Raw genomic sequence first — 18,735 nt, 5'->3', positions numbered from 1 at the left:
CCATTGCCTACCCGCTGCTTCCGCAGCCGGACAGGAGCCCTCTAGTCCGGGCTCTGATGACCGGCCTCCGGGGGCCCTTCCCGGAAACCAGCGGCACGCCCTTCTGACGGCGGTGCGCTGATGGAATGGATCCAAATCCTTGCAGGGCTGCTGCTGATCCTCGGCACAGGCTTCTTCGTGGCCGTCGAATTCGCCCTGGTTGCGCTCGACCAGCCGGCGGTGCAACGCGCCGTCGACCGCGGCGAAAAGGGCGCTGTGCCGCTGATGAAGTGCCTGAAGTCCCTGTCGACCCAGCTCTCCAGCTGCCAGCTGGGCATCACCCTGACCACGCTGCTGACCGGTTTCCTGCTGGAGCCGGCCATCAGTTCCCTGCTGCGCGCGCCGCTGGCGGCCCTCGGACTGCCGGACGCGGCAGTCCGGCCGCTCGCCGCCGTGATCGCGATGACCGTCGCCACGTTGCTCTCCATGCTGATCGGCGAGCTGGTCCCCAAGAACGCCTCGATTGCCCTGCCGATGGTGATCGGCAAGGCCGTGGCGCGGCCGCAGTTGCTCTTCACCGCCGTTTTCAAGCCGGCGATCGTGCTGCTCAACGGCTTCTCCAACAAGGTCCTGCACCTCTTCGGGCTGGAGGCGAAAGAGGAACTGTCCGGCGCGCGCACGCCGTCGGAGCTGGCATCGCTGGTGCGCCGCTCCGCGGAGATGGGCACGCTTGATGCCGGGACCGCCAACTTCCTCTCCCGGACGCTGGTCTTTTCCGGCCGGACGGCGGCGGACGTGATGACTCCCCGAATCCGGGTGGAGTTCATCCAGGCGGACGACTCCGTCGAGGACCTGGTGGCCGCCGCGCGGCGCACCGGCTTCTCGCGGTTCCCGATCCTGGGCGACTCGCAGGATGACGTCCGCGGCGTGGCCCATATCAAGAAGGCCATCGCGGTGCCGCGGCAGAAGCGGCAGGAACTCGACGCCGCGACGATCATGACCGAGGTCCTGCGCGTGCCCGAGACGGTCCACCTGGACTCCCTGCTCTCCGAGCTGCGGGCCTCCCACCTGCAGTTCGCCGTGGTGCTGGACGAATACGGCGGTACCGCCGGCGTCGTCACGCTTGAAGACCTCGTGGAGGAGATCGTCGGTGAGGTCTCGGACGAACATGATCGGGTCAAGCCCGGCGTGCTGCAAAGCGCGCAGGGGGACTGGTACTTCCCAGGCCTGATGCGTCCGGACGAAGTCACGGAACAGATTCCGCTGCTCAGCGTCCCTGATGAGGCCGGCTACGAGACCGTGGGCGGCTACATCATGAGCGAGCTGGGCCGGATTGCCGTCGTCGGCGACCGCGTCCCGGTCTCCGGCGGAGAGCTGGAGGTCGAACGAATGGACGGGCGACGGATCGACCGCGTCCGCTTCGTGCCCGAGGCCGTCGGTTCGCCGGCGATGCACATCGCTCCGCAGCGTCCGGCCGTGCCGGGCAACGCCGTCGCCGAAGGGGGCCTGCGATGAGCACGGGCATGGGCATTGTGTGGCTGGTGGTGCTGCTGATTGGCAACGCCTTCTTCGTCGGCGCCGAGTTCGCCGTTATGTCGGCCCGGCGCAGCCAGATCGAGCCGCTGGCCGAGGCCGGGTCAAAGCGCGCCAAGACCACGCTGTGGGCGATGGAGAACGTCTCCCTGATGTTGGCTTGCGCGCAGCTGGGCATCACGGTCTGCTCGCTGCTGATCCTGAATGTCGCCGAGCCTGCGATCAAGGAACTGCTGCTCCTGCCCCTGGAGGCCTGGCTCGGCATCCCGCACGAGGTCTCCTACGGGATCTCGTTCGTCATCGCACTGCTGCTGGTGACGTTCCTGCACGTGACCCTCGGGGAAATGGTGCCGAAAAACATCTCGGTGTCCGTGGCGGACAAGGCGGCCCTGGTGCTGGCTCCGCCGCTGGTGTTCGTCTCCCGGATCGTCAAGCCGGTGATTGCCACGCTGAACTGGAGCGCCAACCACATCCTGCGGGCCATGCGGATTGAGCCCAAGGACGAGGTGACCTCGACCTTCACGCTGGAGGAAGTCCAGTCCATCGTGCAGGAATCCACGCGGCATGGCCTGGTGGAGGACGAGGCGGGGCTGATTTCCAGCTCCCTGGAGTTCTCCGGGCAGACAGCGGAAAGCGCCATGGTTCCGCTGAAGGACCTGGTGACCATCGGCGTCGAGACCACCCCTGCGGAATTCGAGCGCGTGGTGGGGCGGACCGGGTTCTCCCGCTTCGCCGTCGCGGACTCCGAGGACAACCTCACGGGCTACCTGCACCTCAAGGACGTCATGACGATCCCCGAGGAACGCTACGAGTCCACCATTCCGCTGACGAAGGTGCGCACGCTTGCCAACCTCGGTGTGGACGAGGAAATCGAGGACGCCCTGGCCGTCATGCAGCGGACGGGCTCCCATCTGGCCCGCGTCATCGGGCCGGACGGGACGACGCGGGGCGTGCTGTTCCTCGAGGACGTGCTGGAGGAGCTGGTCGGCGAGATCCGCGACACCACGCAGAACCACGGAGCGCGCAGGGCCGGCGCCTGACCGGCAGGGGGCGTCCGCGCGTAATGCGAACGGTTCGCGTTAGGGGTACACTGGGTCAGGTTTCCGTCCCGCTTTCGCATACTCAAGTGAGGTTTCTTCCATGCGCCGTCCGTCCCTCGCCGCCACTGCCGCCGTCGCCGCGGCCGGGTTGTTCCTGTCCGGTTGCGCTTCGGCGGAACCGGGGGTTAACGACGGCGGCGGCGCGGGATTGGTGGAGGTCGTCACCTCCACCAACGTGTACGGGGACCTGGCCAAGACGATCGGCGGCGAGCGGGTCGAAGTGACCTCCATCATCGACCGGATGTCGCAGGATCCGCACTCGTACGAGGCGACGGCGCGGGACAAGCTGGCGATTTCCGGGGCCGACCTGCTGGTGGAGAACGGCGGCGGCTATGACGCCTTCATGCACCAGCTGGCGGACGACACGGGCAAAGACCACGACTTCATCATCACGGCGGCCGGGCTGTCGAAGGTGGAAGGCGCTCCCGAGGACGGGGAACACGCCGAGGAGCCGGCCGCTGCCGGGCACGAGGGGCACAACCACGGCGAGTTCAACGAACACGTTTGGTACGACCTTGCGACTGCCGGCGCCGTCGCCGGGCAGATCGCGGAGCGGCTCGCGGCGCTGGACCCGGAGCACGCCGCCGAATTCACCGCCAACGCCGATGCCTTCCAGAAGAGCGTTGACGGGCTGCAGGGCCAGCTCGACGAGGTGGCCGCAAAGGTTTCCGGAGCGGCCGTTGCCGCCTCGGATCCGGTCCCGCTGCATCTGTTGGACGCGGCGGGCCTCAAGAACCGTACGCCGGCGGACTTCATCGAGGCCGTCGAGGAGGGCACGGACGCGCCGCCGACCGCGCTGCGCGCGACCATGGACCTGCTCGAGCCCGGCGAGGTCGAGTTCCTGGCCTACAACGAGCAAACCGAGTCGAGCCAGACGCAGCAGCTGCGGAAGGCGGCGGAGCAGGCCGGGATTCCCGTCGTCGTCTTCACGGAAACACTCCCGGAGGGCGAGGACTACCTGGCCTGGATGACGGCCAATATCAAGAGCATCGAAGACAATGTCCGAGACTGAGAGCGGCCGGCAGCAGGCCGCTACGGCAGCCGCATCCGCCGTCGAAGGCGCAGCGGCGGCCGTAACCGCCGGCGCCGCGGCCATCGAGCTGCGCGGCGCCGGCCTTTCCTATGGTGACCGGGTCCTGTGGGAAAACCTCGACCTCTGCGTGGCCCCGGGGGAGTTCCTGGCCGTCCTGGGGCCCAATGGCTCGGGCAAGACCAGCCTCCTCCGCGTGCTGCTCGGCCTGCAGCCGCTGACCACGGGGACCGCCCTGATCGCCGGGCGCCGGGTCAGGACCGGCAGCCGCCACATCGGCTACATCCCGCAGCAGAAGGCTTTCCGGGCGGGCAGCCCGCTGCGGGCGCGCGATCTCGTGGGGCTGGGGCTGGACGGGCACCGTTGGGGGATCCGGCTCAGGGGCCGCGCCTTCCGCCAGCGGGTCGACGAACTGCTCGAAGTGGTCGGCGCGTCGGCATATGCGGACGTGCCGGTGGGCATGCTCTCCGGCGGCGAACAGCAGCGGCTCCGGGCGGCGCAGGCCCTGGCCACCGATCCGCGGGTGCTCCTTTGCGACGAGCCGCTGCTGTCGCTGGACCTGCACCACCAGCAGGCGGTGAGCGCGCTGATCGACGGGCAGCGCCGCCGCAGCGACACGGCGGTTGTCTTCGTCACGCACGAGATCAATCCGATCATCGATTATGTCGACCGCGTGCTCTACCTGGCCGGTGGCCAGTTCCGCGTTGGCACCCCGGAAGAGGTCATGACCACCGACGTCCTCTCCGACATGTACGGCACGCGGGTGCGCGTGATCCGGAACGAGGGCCGGCTGGTGGTCGTCGGCCTGCCGGACGCGACCACGCACGAGCACGGCCAGCACGAAGGCGACGAGGACTGAGCATGGACCCGAACGACATCTTCCCGGCGCTCTTCAACTTCGAGGACTACGGGCAGCTGCTGCCGCTGGTGACGAACTCGCTCATCGCCGGGGCCGCGCTCGGCCTGGTCGGGGGACTGATCGGCATCTTCGTGATGCTGCGCGACCTCGCCTTCGCGGTCCACGGCATCGCCGAATTGTCCTTCGCCGGTGCCGCGTTCGCCCTGCTGGTGGGGGCCAACGTCATCTTCGGTTCGCTGGCCGGCTCGGTGATCGCCGCCGTCATCCTCGGGTTCATGGGCAAGCGCGCGCGGGACCGCAATTCCAGCATCGGGGTGATCATGCCGTTCGGGCTGGGGCTGGGCATCCTGTTCCTGTCCCTGTACGAGGGCCGCTCGGCGAACAAGTTCGGGCTGCTCACCGGCCAGATCGTCTCCGTGGACACGGTCCAGGTGAACCTGATGCTCATTTGCTCCGCCGTCGTCATTGCGGCGCTGCTGGCCATCTGGAGACCGCTGACCTTCGCCAGCGCGGACCCGGAGCTAGCGGTGGCCCGCGGAGTTCCCGCCGGCAAGCTGTCGGTGGTGTTCATGGTCCTGCTCGGGCTCGCCGTGGCGCTTTCCATCCAGATCGTCGGTGCGCTGCTGGTGCTCGCATTGGTGATCACCCCGGCCGCCGCGGCCATGCGGGTGACGGCGTCGCCGCGGCTGGTGGCCCTGCTCAGCGTGCTGTTCGCCACCGGCTCCGTGCTGGGCGGGATCCTGCTGGCGCTGGGCGGCAGGATTCCGATCAGCCCCTACGTAACCACGATTTCCTTCCTGATTTACGTGGCGTGCCGGATCATCGGCAGCCGGCGAACCGGCTACGGGCGGACCGGCGGACCGGCCGCGCGGAAGGCCGCTACCGCGTCCTAGCGCTGCATTCCGGGCACAGGCCGTACATCTCCACGGTATGCGCCACCTGGGTGTAGCCGTGTTCCTCGGCGACCCGTGCGGCCCACCGCTCCACCGCCGGCGCCTCGATCTCCACGGCCTTGCCGCACTCGCGGCAGAGCAGGTGGTGATGATGGTGCTCCGCGGCGCAGCGGCGGTAGACCGCCTCATTGTCATCCTTGCGCAGCACGTCCACGAGGCCGTCGTCGGCCATGGACTGCAGGATGCGGTAGGTCGTCGCGAGCGAGACGGATTCGCCGCGCTCCTGCAGCAGTCGGTGCAGTTCCTGCGTGCTGACAAAATCGTCCAGATTGTCCAGCGCCTGGCCGACAGCCAGCCGCTGCCTGGTCACCCGCTGCTCAGAACCGCGGCGGCGCGACGTGGGTTCGGCGGAAGGGGATGGCATGGGCGGGTAAGTCTCCTTGGCGGGCACGTTCGAAGGCCTGAACCTTGCCATCCAGCCTATCAGCCGGTTGCCGCCGCACTCGAGCTGGGTAGGCTTGGAGCATGCTGCTCACCAAGTACACCCACGCTTGCATCAGGCTCGAAAAGGACGGCCACGCCCTGGTCATCGACCCTGGCGGCTTCTCCGAACTCGAGGTGGCGCTCAAGGGCGCGGCGACGGTGCTGATCACCCACGAGCACGAGGACCACGTGGACCGCGAGCGGCTCCCCGGCATTCTCTCGGCCAGCGACGGCATGCAGGTCTATGCCCCGGAGGGCGTGGCCGAAGAACTCCGGGAGCTCGTCCCCGAGGCCGCCGGACGCATCCACGCCGCGGCGCCGCAGACCCGCTTCTCCGTATCCGGCTTCGAGATCCGCACCTACGGCGGCCAGCATGCTCTCATCCACTCCCATATCCCGGTCGTGGACAACATCGGCTACCTCATCGATGACAACGTCTACCATCCGGGGGACGCCCTGATCGTGCCGCACCGCCAGGTGGTGCCGACCCTGCTGGTGCCGGTCCATGGCCCCTGGTCCAAGACCGCAGAGGTCATCGACTTCCTCACCTCCGTGCGGCCGTCCCGCGCCTACCCCATCCACGACGGCCTGCTCAACAGCACCGGGCAGGGGATCGTCGAAAAGCACCTGGTCCGGTTCGGTGAACAGTACGGCACCCGTTACCAGCACCTGGAGCCGGGCCAAAGCGTTACGGTGTGAGCAGACCCTGCCGCCCGACCCGGGCTGCAGTACGAACGCCGGCAAGGGAGCCGGCGGCCGAGTTCAGAAGGAGATCCCATGAAGACTCTGATGGACGTACCGACGCTGCGGGACCGGATGACCTCCGGGGCGCGCACGGTGGTACTCGATGTGCGCTGGGCCCTGGGAGACCGGGACGGGCACAAGCATTACCTTGAAGGACACATTCCCGGGGCCGTCTTCGTGGACCTGGAGACCGGCCTGGCGGCGCCCGGCAGCCATGGCCTTGGCCGCCATCCGCTGCCCGAAGCGGCAGCATTCGAGGAGTCGGCCCGCGAATGGGGCATCAACCGGGACGACACGGTGGTGGTCTATGACGACGCCGGGGGACAGTCCGCGGCACGGCTGTGGTGGCTGCTGCGCGACGGGGGATTAGACCGGGTCTTCCTGCTCGACGGCGGCCTCGCGGCCTGGCGCCAGGAGGGCCTCGAGCTGGAGCGGGGCGAGGAATTGCCCTGCCTGGGCAGCGTGCAATTGGAACCCGGGAACATGCCGGTGCTGCTCCTCGACGACGTGGCGGGGTTCGCGGCGGACGGTGTACTGCTGGATGCCCGCGCCGGTGAACGGTACCGCGGCGAGAACGAACCGGTCGATCCCAAGGCCGGCCATATCCCCGGCGCCCTCAGCGCGCCGACCGCGGCCAATCTGGACGCCGATGGCCGCTTCCTGCCCGCGGACCGGCTGGCGGCCAGGTTCCGCAGCGTCGGCGTGCAGGCAGGCAAGCCGGTCGCCGTCTACTGCGGCTCGGGCGTGAGTGCCGCCCACGAGATCGCGGCCCTGGCCGAAGCCGGGATCGCCGCCGCGCTGTTCCCGGGTTCCTGGTCCCAGTGGTCACAGCTGGGCCGGCCGGCGGCCACAGGCGGGGAGCCCTACGGTGCGCCTGCCGGAGAGCGTGCCCCGGGCGAAACGCGGTCACACGCCGATTCGAAACTGGCAGGCTGAGCATGCCAGCCGGTAGCGTCGCACTATGACTCTCGGCCGCCCTGCACCGCCCCCCTTGGGCAAACCCCTCTCCGGCCCGGCTGCCGGCCGCCGCGGCCCAACCGTTGCGGCCTATGGAGCCACCTCGGCGGACTCCGGGCTCGTGCCGTTGGAGATCGGACGCCGCGATCCAGGACCGCATGACGTCCAAATCAGCATCGCCTACTGCGGCCTCTGCCACTCGGACGTCCATTCCACGCGGGGCGAGTGGCGGCCGCAGCGCTATCCGCTGGTGCCCGGCCACGAGATCGTCGGCCGGGTCACTGCCATCGGCGCGGATGTGACGCTCTTCGGCCCGGGAGACCTCGTCGGGGTCGGCTGCATGGTGGATTCCTGCCGCAGCTGCGCCAGCTGCGAAGAGGGGCTGGAGCAGTACTGCGAGGAGGGCTCGGTCGGCACCTACGGCGCCGCGGACCGGAGGCACGCCGGGGAGACGACCCAGGGCGGCTACGCCACCTCGATCGTCGTCGACGAGAATTTCTGCCTGCGGATGCCGGCCAGCCTTGATCCGGCCGGGGCCGCGCCGCTGCTCTGCGCGGGTATCACGACCTATTCGCCGATGCGCTACTTCGGTGTCCAGCCCGGTGACCGCGTCGGCGTCGTCGGATTGGGCGGGCTGGGCCACATGGCAGTCAAGCTCGCGAAGGCCATGGGCGCCGGCGTCACCGTTTTCACGACGTCGCCGGAAAAGACGGAGGCGGCGATGCTGCTCGGCGCCGACGCCGTCGTCGCGTCCGGCGATGCGGCGGCCATGGCAGAGGCCGCCGAGTCGGTCGACCTGGTCATCGATACCGTTGCGGCCAGCCACGACCTGGTGCCCTACCTGCGCGCCCTCCGGCGCGACGGCGCCCTGATCCAGCTCGGTCTTCCCGGCGAGGACATGCCGCCGATCCCGGTCGGGGTGCTGATGCGCCGGCGCATCGCGTACGCGAGTTCGCTGATCGGCGGGATTTCCGAGACCCAGGAACTGCTCGACTTCTGCGCGGAACACGACATTACCGCCGACGTCGAGCTGGTGACGGCCCGGCAGCTGAATCAGGCCTTCGACCGCATGGTCGCCGGAGACGTCAAGTACCGCTTCGTCCTGGACATCGCATCACTGAAGGAGAATGCATGAGCACCCTGTTCACCAAGATCATCAACGGCGACATCCCCGGGAAATTTGTCTGGAAGGACGACGACGTCGTCGCCTTCCTCAGTATCGGACCGCTGGCCGACGGCCATACCCTCGTGGTGCCCAGGCAGGAGGTGGACCGCTGGACCGACGCGCCGGCGGAGCTGTGGCGGAAAGTGACCGACGTTGCCCGGACCATCGGCAAGGTGCAGGTCGACACCTTCGGAGTACCGCGCGCCGGCATGATCATCGCCGGCTTCGAAGTCGACCACCTGCACCTGCACGTCTGGCCGGCCAGCTCGGAGGCGGAATTCGACTTCAAGAAGGCGGAGCACAACCCGGACCCCGACCGGCTGGAAGCGAACGCGCAAAAGCTGCGCGACGGGCTCCGGTCCGCCGGCTACGGCGAATTCGTCCCGGCGGAGTAGCCGGCTGACGGCTGCGCTCCTCTGACGGGGCCCGCTCAGCGGCCGGTCGCGTCGATAGCGCACTCGTCGACAGGGCATTGCAGCGGCGGGCTGGCCGGCGCTCAGCCCCTCAGCGGCTGAGCGCCTCGTTCAGTGCCGTCCGGATCCGCTTCTCGGACACCGTGTAGGCCGTGCCCAGTTCCTGGGCGAAGAAGCTGACGCGCAGCTCCTCGATCATCCAGCGCACCTTCCGGAGCCCTTCGGGCGTCCGCGCCCCGGGACGCAAGGCGGCCACGGCGTCGTCGTAGTCGTCTTCCAGCTTCTGGACCGTAGCCATCTGTGCCGCGTCCCGGGCGACGATGGTCGGGAGCTTCTCGAGCCGGCGCTCGATAGCAGCCAAGTACCGCGGCAGCTGGCTGAGCTGGGCATACCCGGTCCGGGCCACGAAGCCGGGGTAGACCAGCTGCTCCAGCTGGCTCTTGATGTCATTGAACGCACTGATCAGGGCCGGGCTGGTGCCCGCCTTGAGCGCCTTCTGGATCCGCCGGGTTGCGGCCAGGACCTTTTCGACGACGGCGGTCACGGTGAACACCGTGTCGATCAGTTCGGCGCGGACCAGTTCGTAGAGGCTGTCGAATTCCTCGCGTGTCCACGGCAGCTGCGCCGGCACGAGCTTGTCGATGGCGGCGAGGGTGCAGTCGTCGATCAGACTGGTCACCGAGCCGTGCGGGTTCTGGCTGAAGGTGAGCTTCTCGGTGTTGTTCAGATGGTCCAGCACGTAACGCTGCGGGGACGGGACCTTCAGCGCCAGCAGCCGGATGATGCCCGAGCGCATTGCCGATTCCTGTTCGGCCCGCGTCTGGTAGATCCGCAGGCCGACGGCCTCGCCCTCGTCGACGAACGCGGGGTAACCGGTGACGGTGTGCCCGGCGACCAGGCGCGAGACCTGCTGCGGCAGCACCGACGGCGCGAAGCCCCTGAGCCCGGAACGCTCGGCCAGCACGTCGCCGTTGGCCAGCGTCATGGCCTCGGCACGGTCTCCGGTTGCCCCGGACAGCCGCGTTTTGGTCCCCGCACCGGCTGCCTGTTCCGTGGCGCGGACGCCGTATGGACGGCTTCCGGATTTCGATGCGGGCTTCACGGTGCCGGGCGTCGCGCCGAGGGAGTCGGCGATGGCGCGGCGGGTGGCCGGAGCGAGCTCCTCTTGCAGCTGGGCGAGGTCCTTGCCCTCGTCCAGGACCTTCCCCTTGGAGTCCACCACCCGGAAGGTAATGCGCAGGTGCGGCGGGACGGCCTCCCGGTTCCAGGACCCCGGCGGAATAACGTGCCCCTTGAGCCGGCGCAGCACCAGCTCCAGGGAGGGCTCCAGCTCGTCCCGCTGCGGATCGAAGTCCTCGGCCAGCGCCGCCGCTGCCGCCCGGGCGACATCGGGGGCCGGCACGAAGTTCTTCCGGACCTGCTTCGGCAGGGACTTGATCAGGGCAGTCAGCAGCTCCGCGCGGAGGCCCGGAATCTGCCAGCGGAAGGGCGCCTCGGCCAGCTGGTTCAGGAACAGGACCGGCACTTCCACCGTCACGCCATCGGACGGGTTCGGCGCGCCGCCGGGCGCGACCGGCGAGAACTCGTAGCTCAGCGGCAGTTCGAAGGAACCGTAGTGCCAGTGCTTGGGAAAAGCGGCGGTGTCGAGTTCGTCGGCATCCTGGGTGAGCAGCGCCTCCGGATCGAAGTCCAGCAGGCCCGGGTTTTCGTGCCGGGCCGCCTTCCACCACTTATCGAAGTGCCGTTCGGAGACGACACCCTGGCCGATCCGCTGGTCGTAGAACTCGAAGAGCGCCTCGTCGTCCACCCGCAGGTCGCGCCGGCGCATGCGCGTCTCGAGCTCCTCGACCTCGGCGAGCAGGGCGCGGTTGCGGTGGAAGAACTTGTGGTGGGTTCGCCAGTCGCCCTCCACCAGCGCGTGGCGGATGAAGAGCTCGCGGCTCAGCTCCGGATCGATCCGGCCGTACTGGATCCGGCGCTGCGGCACGACCGGCACCCCGTACAGCGTGACCTTCTCGTACGCCACCACGGAGCCCTGGCGCTTGGACCAGTGCGGCTCGGAGTAGCTGCGCTTGACCAGCTGCGGGGCGATCTCCTCCGCCCAGAGCGGGTCGAACCGCGCGGCCACACGTGCCCACAGCCGGGACGTCTCCACCAGCTCGGCGGCCATGACCCACTCGGGGGACTTCCTGAACAGGGCCGAGCCCGGGAAGATTGCGAACCTCGTGCCGCGCGCGCCGGCATATTCGCGCCTGCGCTCGTCATAGAGCCCGATGTGGCTGAGCAGGCCGGCCAGCAGGCTCTGGTGGATCGCGTCGTGGTTGCCGACCGGATCGACTTCGGGATTGGAGGCGAGGGTGATGCCGAGCGGCTTGGCCAGCTGGCGGAGCTGGATGAACAGGTCCTGCCACTCGCGCACGCGCAGGTAGTTGATGAACTCGTTGCGGCACAGCTTGCGGAACTGGCTGGAGGACAGCTCCTTCTGCTTCTCCTGCAGGTACCGCCAAAGGTTCAGGATGCCCGTGAAGTCCGACTTCTCGTCGACGAACCGCTTGTGCATTTCGGTCGCCTGCTGCTGTTTGTCAGTCGGGCGTTCCCGCGGGTCCTGGATGGTCAGGGCCGCGGCCAGCACCATGACCTCGCGCACGCAGCCGCGCCGGCCGGCCTCCACGATCATCCTGCCGATCCGCGGGTCCACGGGAAGCTGCGCGAGTTGATGTCCGACGGCGGTCAGCCCGCCTTTGCCTGCCGCGGCAGGTTTCGTTCCGCCCGGCTTCCGGGCCGCCGGTTCGGCCAGGGCGCCGAGCTCGCGCAGGAGGGAAACGCCGTCGTTAATGGCCTTGGTCTCCGGAGGCTCGACGAACGGGAAGTCCTCGATGTCCTTGGGACTGCGCGCCACGCCCATCGCCGTCATCTGGAGGATCACGGCGGCGAGGTTCGTCCGGAGGATTTCCGGGTCGGTGAACTCGCGCCGGCCGGCGAAGTCCTCCTCGGAGTAGAGACGGATGGCAATGCCGTCGCTGACGCGGCCGCAGCGCCCGGACCGCTGGTTGGCGGAGGCCTGCGAGACGCGTTCGATCGGGAGCCGCTGGACCTTGGTGCGGTGCGAGTAGCGCGAGATCCTGGCGGTGCCGGTGTCCACGACGTACTTGATGCCCGGAACCGTGAGGGATGTTTCGGCAACGTTCGTAGCGAGCACGATCCTGCGCCTGCCGCCGGGGGAGAAGACCCGGTGCTGCTCGGCCAGCGAGAGCCGGGCATAGAGGGGAAGGACCTCGGTTCCGGCGAGCCTCGGATTGGCCTGGATCCGGCCGGCGAGGGCGTCCGCCGCGTCACGGATCTCGCGTTCGCCGGAGAAGAAGATGAGGATGTCCCCGGGAGCCTCTTGGGCCAGCTCGTCCACGGCGTCGCAGACGGCGTCCAGCGGGTCCCGGTCCTCCTCAAGCTCGGCGGAGTCGTCATCCGGGTCCATGTCTTCGGCGGGCTGGTTCAGCGGCCGGTACCGGATCTCGACGGGGTAGGTGCGGCCGGAGACCTCGATGATGGGGGCCGGGCCGGAGTCCGTGCCGAAGTGCTTGGCGAACCGCTCCGGATCGATGGTGGCCGACGTGATGATGACCTTCAGGTCCGGCCGCTGGGGCAGGACGCGCCGCAGGTAGCCGAGGATGAAGTCGATGTTCAGGCTTCGCTCGTGCGCCTCATCGATGATGATCGTGCTGTATTTCCTCAGCAGCTTGTCATGCTGGATCTCCGCCAGCAGGATGCCGTCCGTCATCAGCTTGATCTTGGTCTTCGGGCCGGTTTCCCCGGTGAAGCGGACCTGGAAGCCGACCTCCTCGCCGAGCTTCGTATCCAGCTCCTCGGCGATCCGCTCGGCGACCGTGCGGGCGGCCAGCCGGCGCGGCTGCGTGTGCCCGATCAGGCCGCGGTCGCCCAGGCCGAGCTCCAGGCACATTTTCGGAATCTGCGTGGTCTTGCCCGACCCGGTTTCGCCCGCGATGATGACGACCTGGTGGGCTGCTATGGCGGCCATGATTTCGTCCCGCCGTCCGGAAACGGGCAGGGCGGCGGGGTAGGTGATATTCAGTGCCATGATCGCCCACCAGTCTAGTGGATGGGCACTGTCACCGATTGAGCCGGCGGGCGGTCAGCGCAGCGGCCAGGGCCAGTGCGGAGCATACGGCCATGGAGAGGGCCATCGGCACGGCCGTGTGCTGGCCGGCCAAGCCGGTTAACGGGCTGGCAATGCCGCCCAGGACGAACTGGAGCAGGCCCAGGACCGCGGAACCTGCTCCGGCCCGTTCGGGGACGCGGCCCTGGGCGAGGGCCGTGGCATTGCCGAAGATGAAGCCGAGGCAGGCCTGGCTCGCAAAGAGGTGCAGCAGCGTGGGCCATCCCGTGATGCCGGCGAGGACCAGGGCGAGTCCCGCGGCATTGACCAGGAACATGGCCACGATGGCGGTGCGCAGGATGCGGCCGGGATCGATGCGGTCGACCAGCCGGGTATTGACGATGGCCGCCACGATCGAGCCGGCTGCGTTGGCGGCGAAGACTAAGGAGTAGCCGAGCGCCGAAAAGCCAAGCACGTTCTGCACCACAAACGCGGAGGCGGAGATGTAGGAGAAAAGGGTACTGAAGGCAAAGCCGAAGGCCAGCGCATAAGCCATGAACGACGGCGTGCGCAGCACCTTCCACGAGTTGGCGGCGACTGCGGCGAGACCTCCGCGGTGGCGCTTTGCGCGGGGGAGTGTCTCCGGCACAACGAACACGGTGCAGGCCAGCATGACGAGCCCGAAGCCGGCAAGGACCCAGAACACCGCCTGCCAGGGCGCGACCGAGGCAATGACTCCGCCGAGGAGCGGCGCAACGACCGGCGCGAGGGAGGTGATCATCGCCAGCACGGAGAAGAGCTTGGCGGCCCTGCGTCCGGAGGCGATGTCCGTGACAACGGCGCGGGCGATAACGACGCCCGCCGCCCCGGAGAGGCCTTGCAGGATACGAAGCGCCATGACCGCCTCGATGGTTGGAACCAGGATCACGGCCACGGAGCTGAGCAGGAATAGCACGTTGCCCGCGACCATGAGCCGATGCCGGCCCAGCACGTCGGAAATGGGGCCGAGCAGGAACTGGCCGACTGCCATTCCAACCATGTAGGCGGTCAGCGTCAACTGCACTGCCGACGCGGAGGTGCCGAAGTAATCGGCCATCGCGGGCATGGAGGCCAGGTACATGTCGGTGGCCAACGGGCTGACGGCACTGAGGATGCCGAGCGCCGCCACGAGCACCACCGGATCCTTGCCGCGGGAAAGGTTGAGCTGGGAGCGGACGGAGATGGCCGTGCTATCAGAAGTCATGGTGGCATCCTTGGGACAATCAGAGCTGCGCCGGACCTGCCCGGAGCCAATTCAGCCTACCGTCGGGCCGCGGCCAGCATGGAATTGGACACAACGGATTCCACGGTCGCTTCTGGCGCCGGAATGTCCAGCTGGAGCTGCAATGGCTAAACAGGTGTCCCGACTCCACGGGCAGGATTAGACATTGTGATGCCGTTCACAGGTACTATCTGGAGGGACTTCTGCACCAGGATGTTCTCCTGCCGCGGCCGCGGCAGGGCGGCCCGGCCGATTGCCGGCCGGTGTTGGGATCTGAAAGGAAAGACCACCATATGAAACGCACGCGCTACTCAGCTCTGGGGGCCACTCTCGTCGCGACGGCGCTGCTGGCCACTGCCTGCGGTAATGGCGGCAACGATGCCGGCAGCGCCGCCGGCGCCGGGGGAGAGTCCGTCGAGATCGGCATCACCCAGATCGTTTCCCACCCTTCGCTCGACGCGGCCCGGGACGGATTCAAGAAGGCGCTGTCCGAGAACGGCTACACCGAGGGCGGGAACGTCACTTACGACGAGCAGAACGCCCAGGGAGACCAGGCCACTGCCACGTCCATCGCCGGCAAGTTCAACACTGACCAGAAGGACCTGGTCCTGGCCATCGCCACCCCGACGGCCCAGGCCGCGGCCCAGGCAATCACCAGCAGCCCGATCATGATCACGGCCGTCACGGACCCCGTCGCTGCCGGCCTCGTCGACTCGCTCGAGGCTCCCGGCGGCAACGTCACCGGCACCAGCGACCTCAACCCGGTCGAGGAGCAGCTGGGGCTCCTGAAGGAGATGGTGCCCGACGCCAAGTCGGTCGGCATCGTGTACAGCTCGGGCGAAGTGAATTCGCAGGTCCAGGTCGACCTGGCCAAGGAAGCCGCCAAGAAGCTCGGCCTTGAACTCCGCGAGGCGACCGTGAGCAATTCCAGCGAGGTGCAGCAGGCCGCGCAGTCGCTGGACGTCGACGCCTTCTACGTTCCCACCGACAACAACGTGGTGTCCTCGCTGGCGTCGCTGATCGGCGTGGCCGAGTCGAAGAAGATCCCGGTCATTGCCTCCGACGCGGCCAGCGTCGAGGGCGGCGCCCTGGCCACCGAGGGCATCAACTACGAGGACCTTGGCTACCAGACCGGCCTGATGGCTGTGAAGGTCCTCAAGGGCGGGGATCCGGCGTCCATGCCGATCGAGACCGCCTCCGAGCTGGAGGTCGTGGTGAACAAGGGCGCGGCGAAGCGGATGGGTGTCGAAATCCCCAAGGCCATGCTTGATTCCGCCGACCGCGTCATCGAATAGGGACTGAAGGTTAACGTCGCATGATTGTTGCGGTTGAACTTGGCCTGATCTACGCGATCATGGCGCTGGGGGTCTACCTGACCTTCCGGATTCTAAACTTTCCCGATCTGACCGTGGACGGCAGCTTCACCACCGGTGCGGCCGTCGCCTCGATCATGATCATCAACGGAGCCCCTCCGCTCCTCTCGACGGTGGCGGCGTTCGGCGCCGGCCTGGTGGCTGGCTGGATCACCGGCATCCTGCATACCAAGGGGAAGATCAACGGGCTGCTGGCGGGCATCCTCACCATGATCGCGCTGTACTCGATCAACCTGCGCATCATGGGCAAGGCGAACCTTCCGCTGCTGCGCGAGGACACGCTGATCACTCCGCTGCGCGACGCCGGCATGCTCGGCACCATCGGGGCCATCTTCGTCTTCGGCCTGTTGGCCCTGGCGGTGAAGTTCATCATCGACTGGTTCCTGCACACGGACCTGGGCCTTGCCATGCAGGCCACCGGCGACAACGAGGAAATGATCCGCAGCTTCGGCGTCAGCACGGACCGGATGAAGATCCTGGGCCTGGCGCTGTCGAACGGCCTGGTGGCCCTGTGCGGCGCCCTGATCGCGCAGTACCAGGGCTTCGCCGACATTGGCATGGGGATCGGCCTGATCCTCGCCGGGCTGGCGTCCGTCATCATCGGCCAGGCCATCTTCGGCTCGCGGGTCATCATTGTCGCCACGCTGGCGGTTGTCCTCGGTTCGGTGCTGTACCGCGTCGTGATCCAGCTGGCCCTGCAGGCCGGCCTGAACCCGAACGACATGAAGCTCATCTCGGCCGTCCTGGTCGTGATCGCACTCGTGCTGCCGCAGTGGAAGGTCTTCAAACGCATAGGCGGGCTCAATAACATGAAGAAAGCACTTTCCGGGGCAGGAGCCAGGGGCTGACCATGCTGGAAATCACCAATGTGCACAAGACGTTCTTCGCAGGAACCGTCAATGAACGGGCCGCCCTGCGGGACATCAACCTGTCCCTGCCGGCCGGCGAGTTCGTGACCGTCATCGGCAGTAACGGCGCCGGCAAGTCGACCATCCTGAATATCACGTCGGGCAGGCTGCGCCCGGACACCGGGACGGTCACGATCGACGGCACCGACGTCACCAGGCTGGCGGACCACAGCCGCGCCCGGTTCATCGGCCGGGTGTTCCAGGACCCGATGGCCGGAACGTCGCCGGACATGACGATCGAGCAGAACCTCGCCATCGCCTATGAGCGAGGCAAGAGCCGCGGCCTGCGACCAGGCGTGACCCGCAAGAAACGCGAGTTCTTCAAGGAGGAGCTGAAATCCCTCGAGTTGGGACTGGAGAACAGGCTCAAGGCCAAGGTCGGCCTGCTATCCGGCGGCCAGCGCCAGGCCCTGTCCCTGCTGATGGCCACGTTCTCCAGCCCCAAGATCCTGCTGCTGGACGAGCACACGGCCGCGCTGGACCCGCAGCGCGCCGAGCTGGTCAGCCGCCTGACCGCCGAGGTGGTCGAGCGGCACGGGCTGACCACGCTGATGGTCACGCACAACATGGAGCAGGCGCTGCGGCTGGGCACCCGCCTGATCATGATGCACGAGGGCCGCATTATCCTGGACCTGGACCGGCAGCAGAAGGAGAAGACCACGGTCCCGGACCTGCTGCACGAGTTCGAGAAGATCAAGGGTGCGGCGCTGGACGACCGCACCATGCTGCAGTAGCAGTAGCAGTAGCAGTAGCAGTAGCGGCGGCAGCCGCTGTCCTACGGTGAGGCCGGGCGCTCCGTGCGCCCGGCCTCACGCAGTCTCGAACCCAATTCACGGGCGCGGTCCCGGAATTCCGCCGGTTCGATGATCTCGAAGGCGAAGCCCAAACCGGCCAGCTGGATCAACGGGTACTCCAGCGAATCGAAACCCGCCCGCAGGACGGTGCGCCCGCCGTCGTCCTCCAGTTCCGCCACCTGCGGCGGCACCTTCTCCGCCACCTGCTGCACCGGCGCGTCGATGCGGACCACCACGTCGTACCGGTAGGGCGAGCGGACGATGGACTCGTGGACGTAGCCGGCCAGGTCCGGGCCCGGCAGCGGGCGGGGCGTGAAGCGGCCGCGAGGCACCGGCACGCTCCCGAAGCGGTCGGCGCGGAAGGTCCGCCAGTCCTCCCGGCCAAGATCCCACGCCACCAGGTACCAGCGGTGCCCGGCATCCACGAGTCCGTAGGGCTCGGCCAGCCTGCGCGAGCTTTCGCCGTCCGCTTTGGCGTAGCGGAATCCCACCACCCGACGATCGGTGATCGCCGCGGAAAGGCTGGTCAGGATCTCGGGATCCACGGCGGCGCGGGGACCGGGCAGCGTTGTCACGGCGTTCCTGAGCATGCCGAACTTCGGCCGCAGCCTTCCCGGCAGCACCTGTTCCAGCTTGGTGAGCGCCCGGACGGAGGCCTCGGCAACGCCGGCCACCGGACTCGCTGCCACGGCACTCAGGCCCAGGGCGACGGCGACGGCTTCGTCATCGTCGAGCAGCAGCGGCGGCAGCTGTGCGCCGGCTCCCAACTGGTAGCCTCCGGCGACGCCCGGAGAGGCGTTGATGGGGTAGCCGAGGCTGCGCAGCTTGCCGACGTCCCGCCGGACCGTACGCTCGGTGACGCCCATCCGCTCCGCCAGCGCCGGGCCCGTCCATTCGCGGCGTACCTGCAGCAGCGACAGCAGTTGCAGCAGGCGGGCCGAGGTCTCAAGCATGCAGCCAAATGTAATGCCCAATGCGGCCTGAAGCTGTCCGCAATGATCCCTATCGTGGGTGCAGCGGCGGAATCCCGCCGCCCCGGAACACGCTGAGGGATCAGACAGCGGGATAGCCTGCCGCAGCCAGGAACGGGGCGGCAAGGGCTGACAGGGCGCGCGACCGGCGGCGATGATGG

16 protein-coding genes are annotated in these 18,735 nt (G+C 68.0%); 12 read left to right on the top strand and 4 right to left on the bottom strand.

What is annotated here, in order from left to right:
* Positions 1-120: 120 nt before the first annotated feature.
* The 5 genes from OC550_RS09230 (at position 121) to OC550_RS09210 (ending at position 5,394) form a co-directional block, all read left to right on the top strand.
* Positions 121-1,494, top strand: a complete 1,374-nt coding sequence (locus OC550_RS09230) for a hemolysin family protein (protein ID WP_262105376.1) — start codon at positions 121-123, stop codon at positions 1,492-1,494.
* Positions 1,491-2,552, top strand: coding sequence for a hemolysin family protein (locus OC550_RS09225; RefSeq protein WP_262105375.1), 1,062 nt, complete (start codon positions 1,491-1,493; stop codon positions 2,550-2,552). Before OC550_RS09230 ends, OC550_RS09225 begins: the two co-directional genes overlap by 4 nt.
* 100 nt (positions 2,553-2,652) lie before the next feature.
* Positions 2,653-3,624 (top strand): metal ABC transporter solute-binding protein, Zn/Mn family, encoded by a 972-nt coding sequence (locus OC550_RS09220; RefSeq protein WP_262105374.1) that lies wholly within the window; start codon positions 2,653-2,655, stop codon positions 3,622-3,624.
* On the top strand, positions 3,611-4,501 hold the full coding sequence (locus tag OC550_RS09215; RefSeq protein WP_262105373.1) for a metal ABC transporter ATP-binding protein: 891 nt from the start codon (positions 3,611-3,613) through the stop codon (positions 4,499-4,501). The genes OC550_RS09220 and OC550_RS09215 overlap by 14 nt, the downstream gene beginning before the upstream one ends.
* A gap of 2 nt (positions 4,502-4,503) precedes the next feature.
* Entirely contained in the window at positions 4,504-5,394 is an 891-nt protein-coding gene (locus OC550_RS09210) for a metal ABC transporter permease (protein ID WP_262105371.1), read from the top strand.
* Here the strand turns inward: OC550_RS09210 and OC550_RS09205 are convergent.
* Positions 5,381-5,818: a Fur family transcriptional regulator gene (locus OC550_RS09205; protein WP_262105369.1), complete on the bottom strand. Its 438-nt coding sequence runs from the start codon at positions 5,816-5,818 to the stop codon at positions 5,381-5,383. The two genes, OC550_RS09210 and OC550_RS09205, sit on opposite strands and share 14 nt — an antisense overlap.
* 101 nt (positions 5,819-5,919) lie before the next feature.
* Here OC550_RS09205 and OC550_RS09200 point away from each other — a divergent pair, with 101 nt between their 5' ends.
* From OC550_RS09200 to OC550_RS09185, 4 genes are all read left to right on the top strand, one after another.
* Positions 5,920-6,576 (top strand): MBL fold metallo-hydrolase, encoded by a 657-nt coding sequence (locus OC550_RS09200; protein ID WP_262105368.1) that lies wholly within the window; start codon positions 5,920-5,922, stop codon positions 6,574-6,576.
* A 78-nt stretch (positions 6,577-6,654) separates the two neighbouring features.
* Positions 6,655-7,557, top strand: coding sequence for a sulfurtransferase (locus OC550_RS09195; protein WP_262105366.1), 903 nt, complete (start codon positions 6,655-6,657; stop codon positions 7,555-7,557).
* 25 nt (positions 7,558-7,582) lie between these two features.
* A complete protein-coding gene (locus tag OC550_RS09190; RefSeq protein WP_262105364.1) occupies positions 7,583-8,713 on the top strand; it encodes an NAD(P)-dependent alcohol dehydrogenase in 1,131 nt (376 codons plus the stop codon).
* Entirely contained in the window at positions 8,710-9,138 is a 429-nt protein-coding gene (locus tag OC550_RS09185) for an HIT family protein (RefSeq protein ID WP_262105362.1), read from the top strand. Before OC550_RS09190 ends, OC550_RS09185 begins: the two co-directional genes overlap by 4 nt.
* A 109-nt stretch (positions 9,139-9,247) precedes the next feature.
* Here the strand turns inward: OC550_RS09185 and hrpA are convergent, their stop codons facing one another.
* Both hrpA and OC550_RS09175 read right to left on the bottom strand, forming a co-directional pair.
* Positions 9,248-13,249: an ATP-dependent RNA helicase HrpA gene (gene hrpA / locus OC550_RS09180; protein ID WP_262105360.1), complete on the bottom strand. Its 4,002-nt coding sequence runs from the start codon at positions 13,247-13,249 to the stop codon at positions 9,248-9,250.
* A 31-nt stretch (positions 13,250-13,280) separates the two neighbouring features.
* Positions 13,281-14,510: a multidrug effflux MFS transporter gene (locus OC550_RS09175; RefSeq protein WP_262105358.1), complete on the bottom strand. Its 1,230-nt coding sequence runs from the start codon at positions 14,508-14,510 to the stop codon at positions 13,281-13,283.
* Between the two features lie 311 nt (positions 14,511-14,821).
* Between OC550_RS09175 and OC550_RS09170 the strand changes: the two genes are divergently transcribed.
* From OC550_RS09170 to OC550_RS09160, 3 genes are read left to right on the top strand one after another with little or no spacing between them, the layout of a single operon-like run.
* Positions 14,822-15,823: an ABC transporter substrate-binding protein gene (locus OC550_RS09170; protein ID WP_262105356.1), complete on the top strand. Its 1,002-nt coding sequence runs from the start codon at positions 14,822-14,824 to the stop codon at positions 15,821-15,823.
* 20 nt (positions 15,824-15,843) lie between these two features.
* Positions 15,844-16,749 (top strand): ABC transporter permease, encoded by a 906-nt coding sequence (locus OC550_RS09165; RefSeq protein WP_262105354.1) that lies wholly within the window; start codon positions 15,844-15,846, stop codon positions 16,747-16,749.
* Between the two features lie 2 nt (positions 16,750-16,751).
* Positions 16,752-17,543 carry an ABC transporter ATP-binding protein gene (locus OC550_RS09160; RefSeq protein WP_262105352.1) on the top strand — a complete coding sequence of 264 codons (792 nt, stop codon included), beginning with the start codon at positions 16,752-16,754 and terminating at the stop codon, positions 17,541-17,543.
* Positions 17,544-17,584: 41 nt separating this feature from the next.
* Here the strand turns inward: OC550_RS09160 and OC550_RS09155 are convergent, their stop codons facing one another.
* The gene (locus OC550_RS09155; RefSeq protein ID WP_262105350.1) at positions 17,585-18,556 is read right to left on the bottom strand and encodes a YafY family protein; all 972 of its coding nucleotides are present in this window, start codon (positions 18,554-18,556) and stop codon (positions 17,585-17,587) included.
* Between the last annotated feature and the right edge of the window lie 179 nt (positions 18,557-18,735).

Origin of the sequence: Arthrobacter sp. Marseille-P9274 (assembly GCF_946892675.1) — a bacterium.
GTDB lineage: Bacteria > Actinomycetota > Actinomycetes > Actinomycetales > Micrococcaceae > Crystallibacter.
Note: the sequence above shows the minus strand (reverse complement) of the source record. Positions and strands in the feature narration are given on the sequence as shown.

What these genes read in the sequence shown, in the direction of transcription:
- OC550_RS09230 (WP_262105376.1), top strand. Translation starts at nt 121, where the DNA reads ATGGAATGGATCCAAATCCTTGCAGGGCTGCTGCTGATCCTCGGCACA.
- OC550_RS09225 (WP_262105375.1), top strand. Translation starts at nt 1,491, where the DNA reads ATGAGCACGGGCATGGGCATTGTGTGGCTGGTGGTGCTGCTGATTGGC.
- OC550_RS09220 (WP_262105374.1), top strand. Translation starts at nt 2,653, where the DNA reads ATGCGCCGTCCGTCCCTCGCCGCCACTGCCGCCGTCGCCGCGGCCGGG.
- OC550_RS09215 (WP_262105373.1), top strand. Translation starts at nt 3,611, where the DNA reads ATGTCCGAGACTGAGAGCGGCCGGCAGCAGGCCGCTACGGCAGCCGCA.
- OC550_RS09210 (WP_262105371.1), top strand. Translation starts at nt 4,504, where the DNA reads ATGGACCCGAACGACATCTTCCCGGCGCTCTTCAACTTCGAGGACTAC.
- OC550_RS09205 (WP_262105369.1), bottom strand. Translation starts at nt 5,818, where the DNA reads ATGCCATCCCCTTCCGCCGAACCCACGTCGCGCCGCCGCGGTTCTGAG.
- OC550_RS09200 (WP_262105368.1), top strand. Translation starts at nt 5,920, where the DNA reads ATGCTGCTCACCAAGTACACCCACGCTTGCATCAGGCTCGAAAAGGAC.
- OC550_RS09195 (WP_262105366.1), top strand. Translation starts at nt 6,655, where the DNA reads ATGAAGACTCTGATGGACGTACCGACGCTGCGGGACCGGATGACCTCC.
- OC550_RS09190 (WP_262105364.1), top strand. Translation starts at nt 7,583, where the DNA reads ATGACTCTCGGCCGCCCTGCACCGCCCCCCTTGGGCAAACCCCTCTCC.
- OC550_RS09185 (WP_262105362.1), top strand. Translation starts at nt 8,710, where the DNA reads ATGAGCACCCTGTTCACCAAGATCATCAACGGCGACATCCCCGGGAAA.
- hrpA (WP_262105360.1), bottom strand. Translation starts at nt 13,249, where the DNA reads ATGGCACTGAATATCACCTACCCCGCCGCCCTGCCCGTTTCCGGACGG.
- OC550_RS09175 (WP_262105358.1), bottom strand. Translation starts at nt 14,510, where the DNA reads ATGACTTCTGATAGCACGGCCATCTCCGTCCGCTCCCAGCTCAACCTT.
- OC550_RS09170 (WP_262105356.1), top strand. Translation starts at nt 14,822, where the DNA reads ATGAAACGCACGCGCTACTCAGCTCTGGGGGCCACTCTCGTCGCGACG.
- OC550_RS09165 (WP_262105354.1), top strand. Translation starts at nt 15,844, where the DNA reads ATGATTGTTGCGGTTGAACTTGGCCTGATCTACGCGATCATGGCGCTG.
- OC550_RS09160 (WP_262105352.1), top strand. Translation starts at nt 16,752, where the DNA reads ATGCTGGAAATCACCAATGTGCACAAGACGTTCTTCGCAGGAACCGTC.
- OC550_RS09155 (WP_262105350.1), bottom strand. Translation starts at nt 18,556, where the DNA reads ATGCTTGAGACCTCGGCCCGCCTGCTGCAACTGCTGTCGCTGCTGCAG.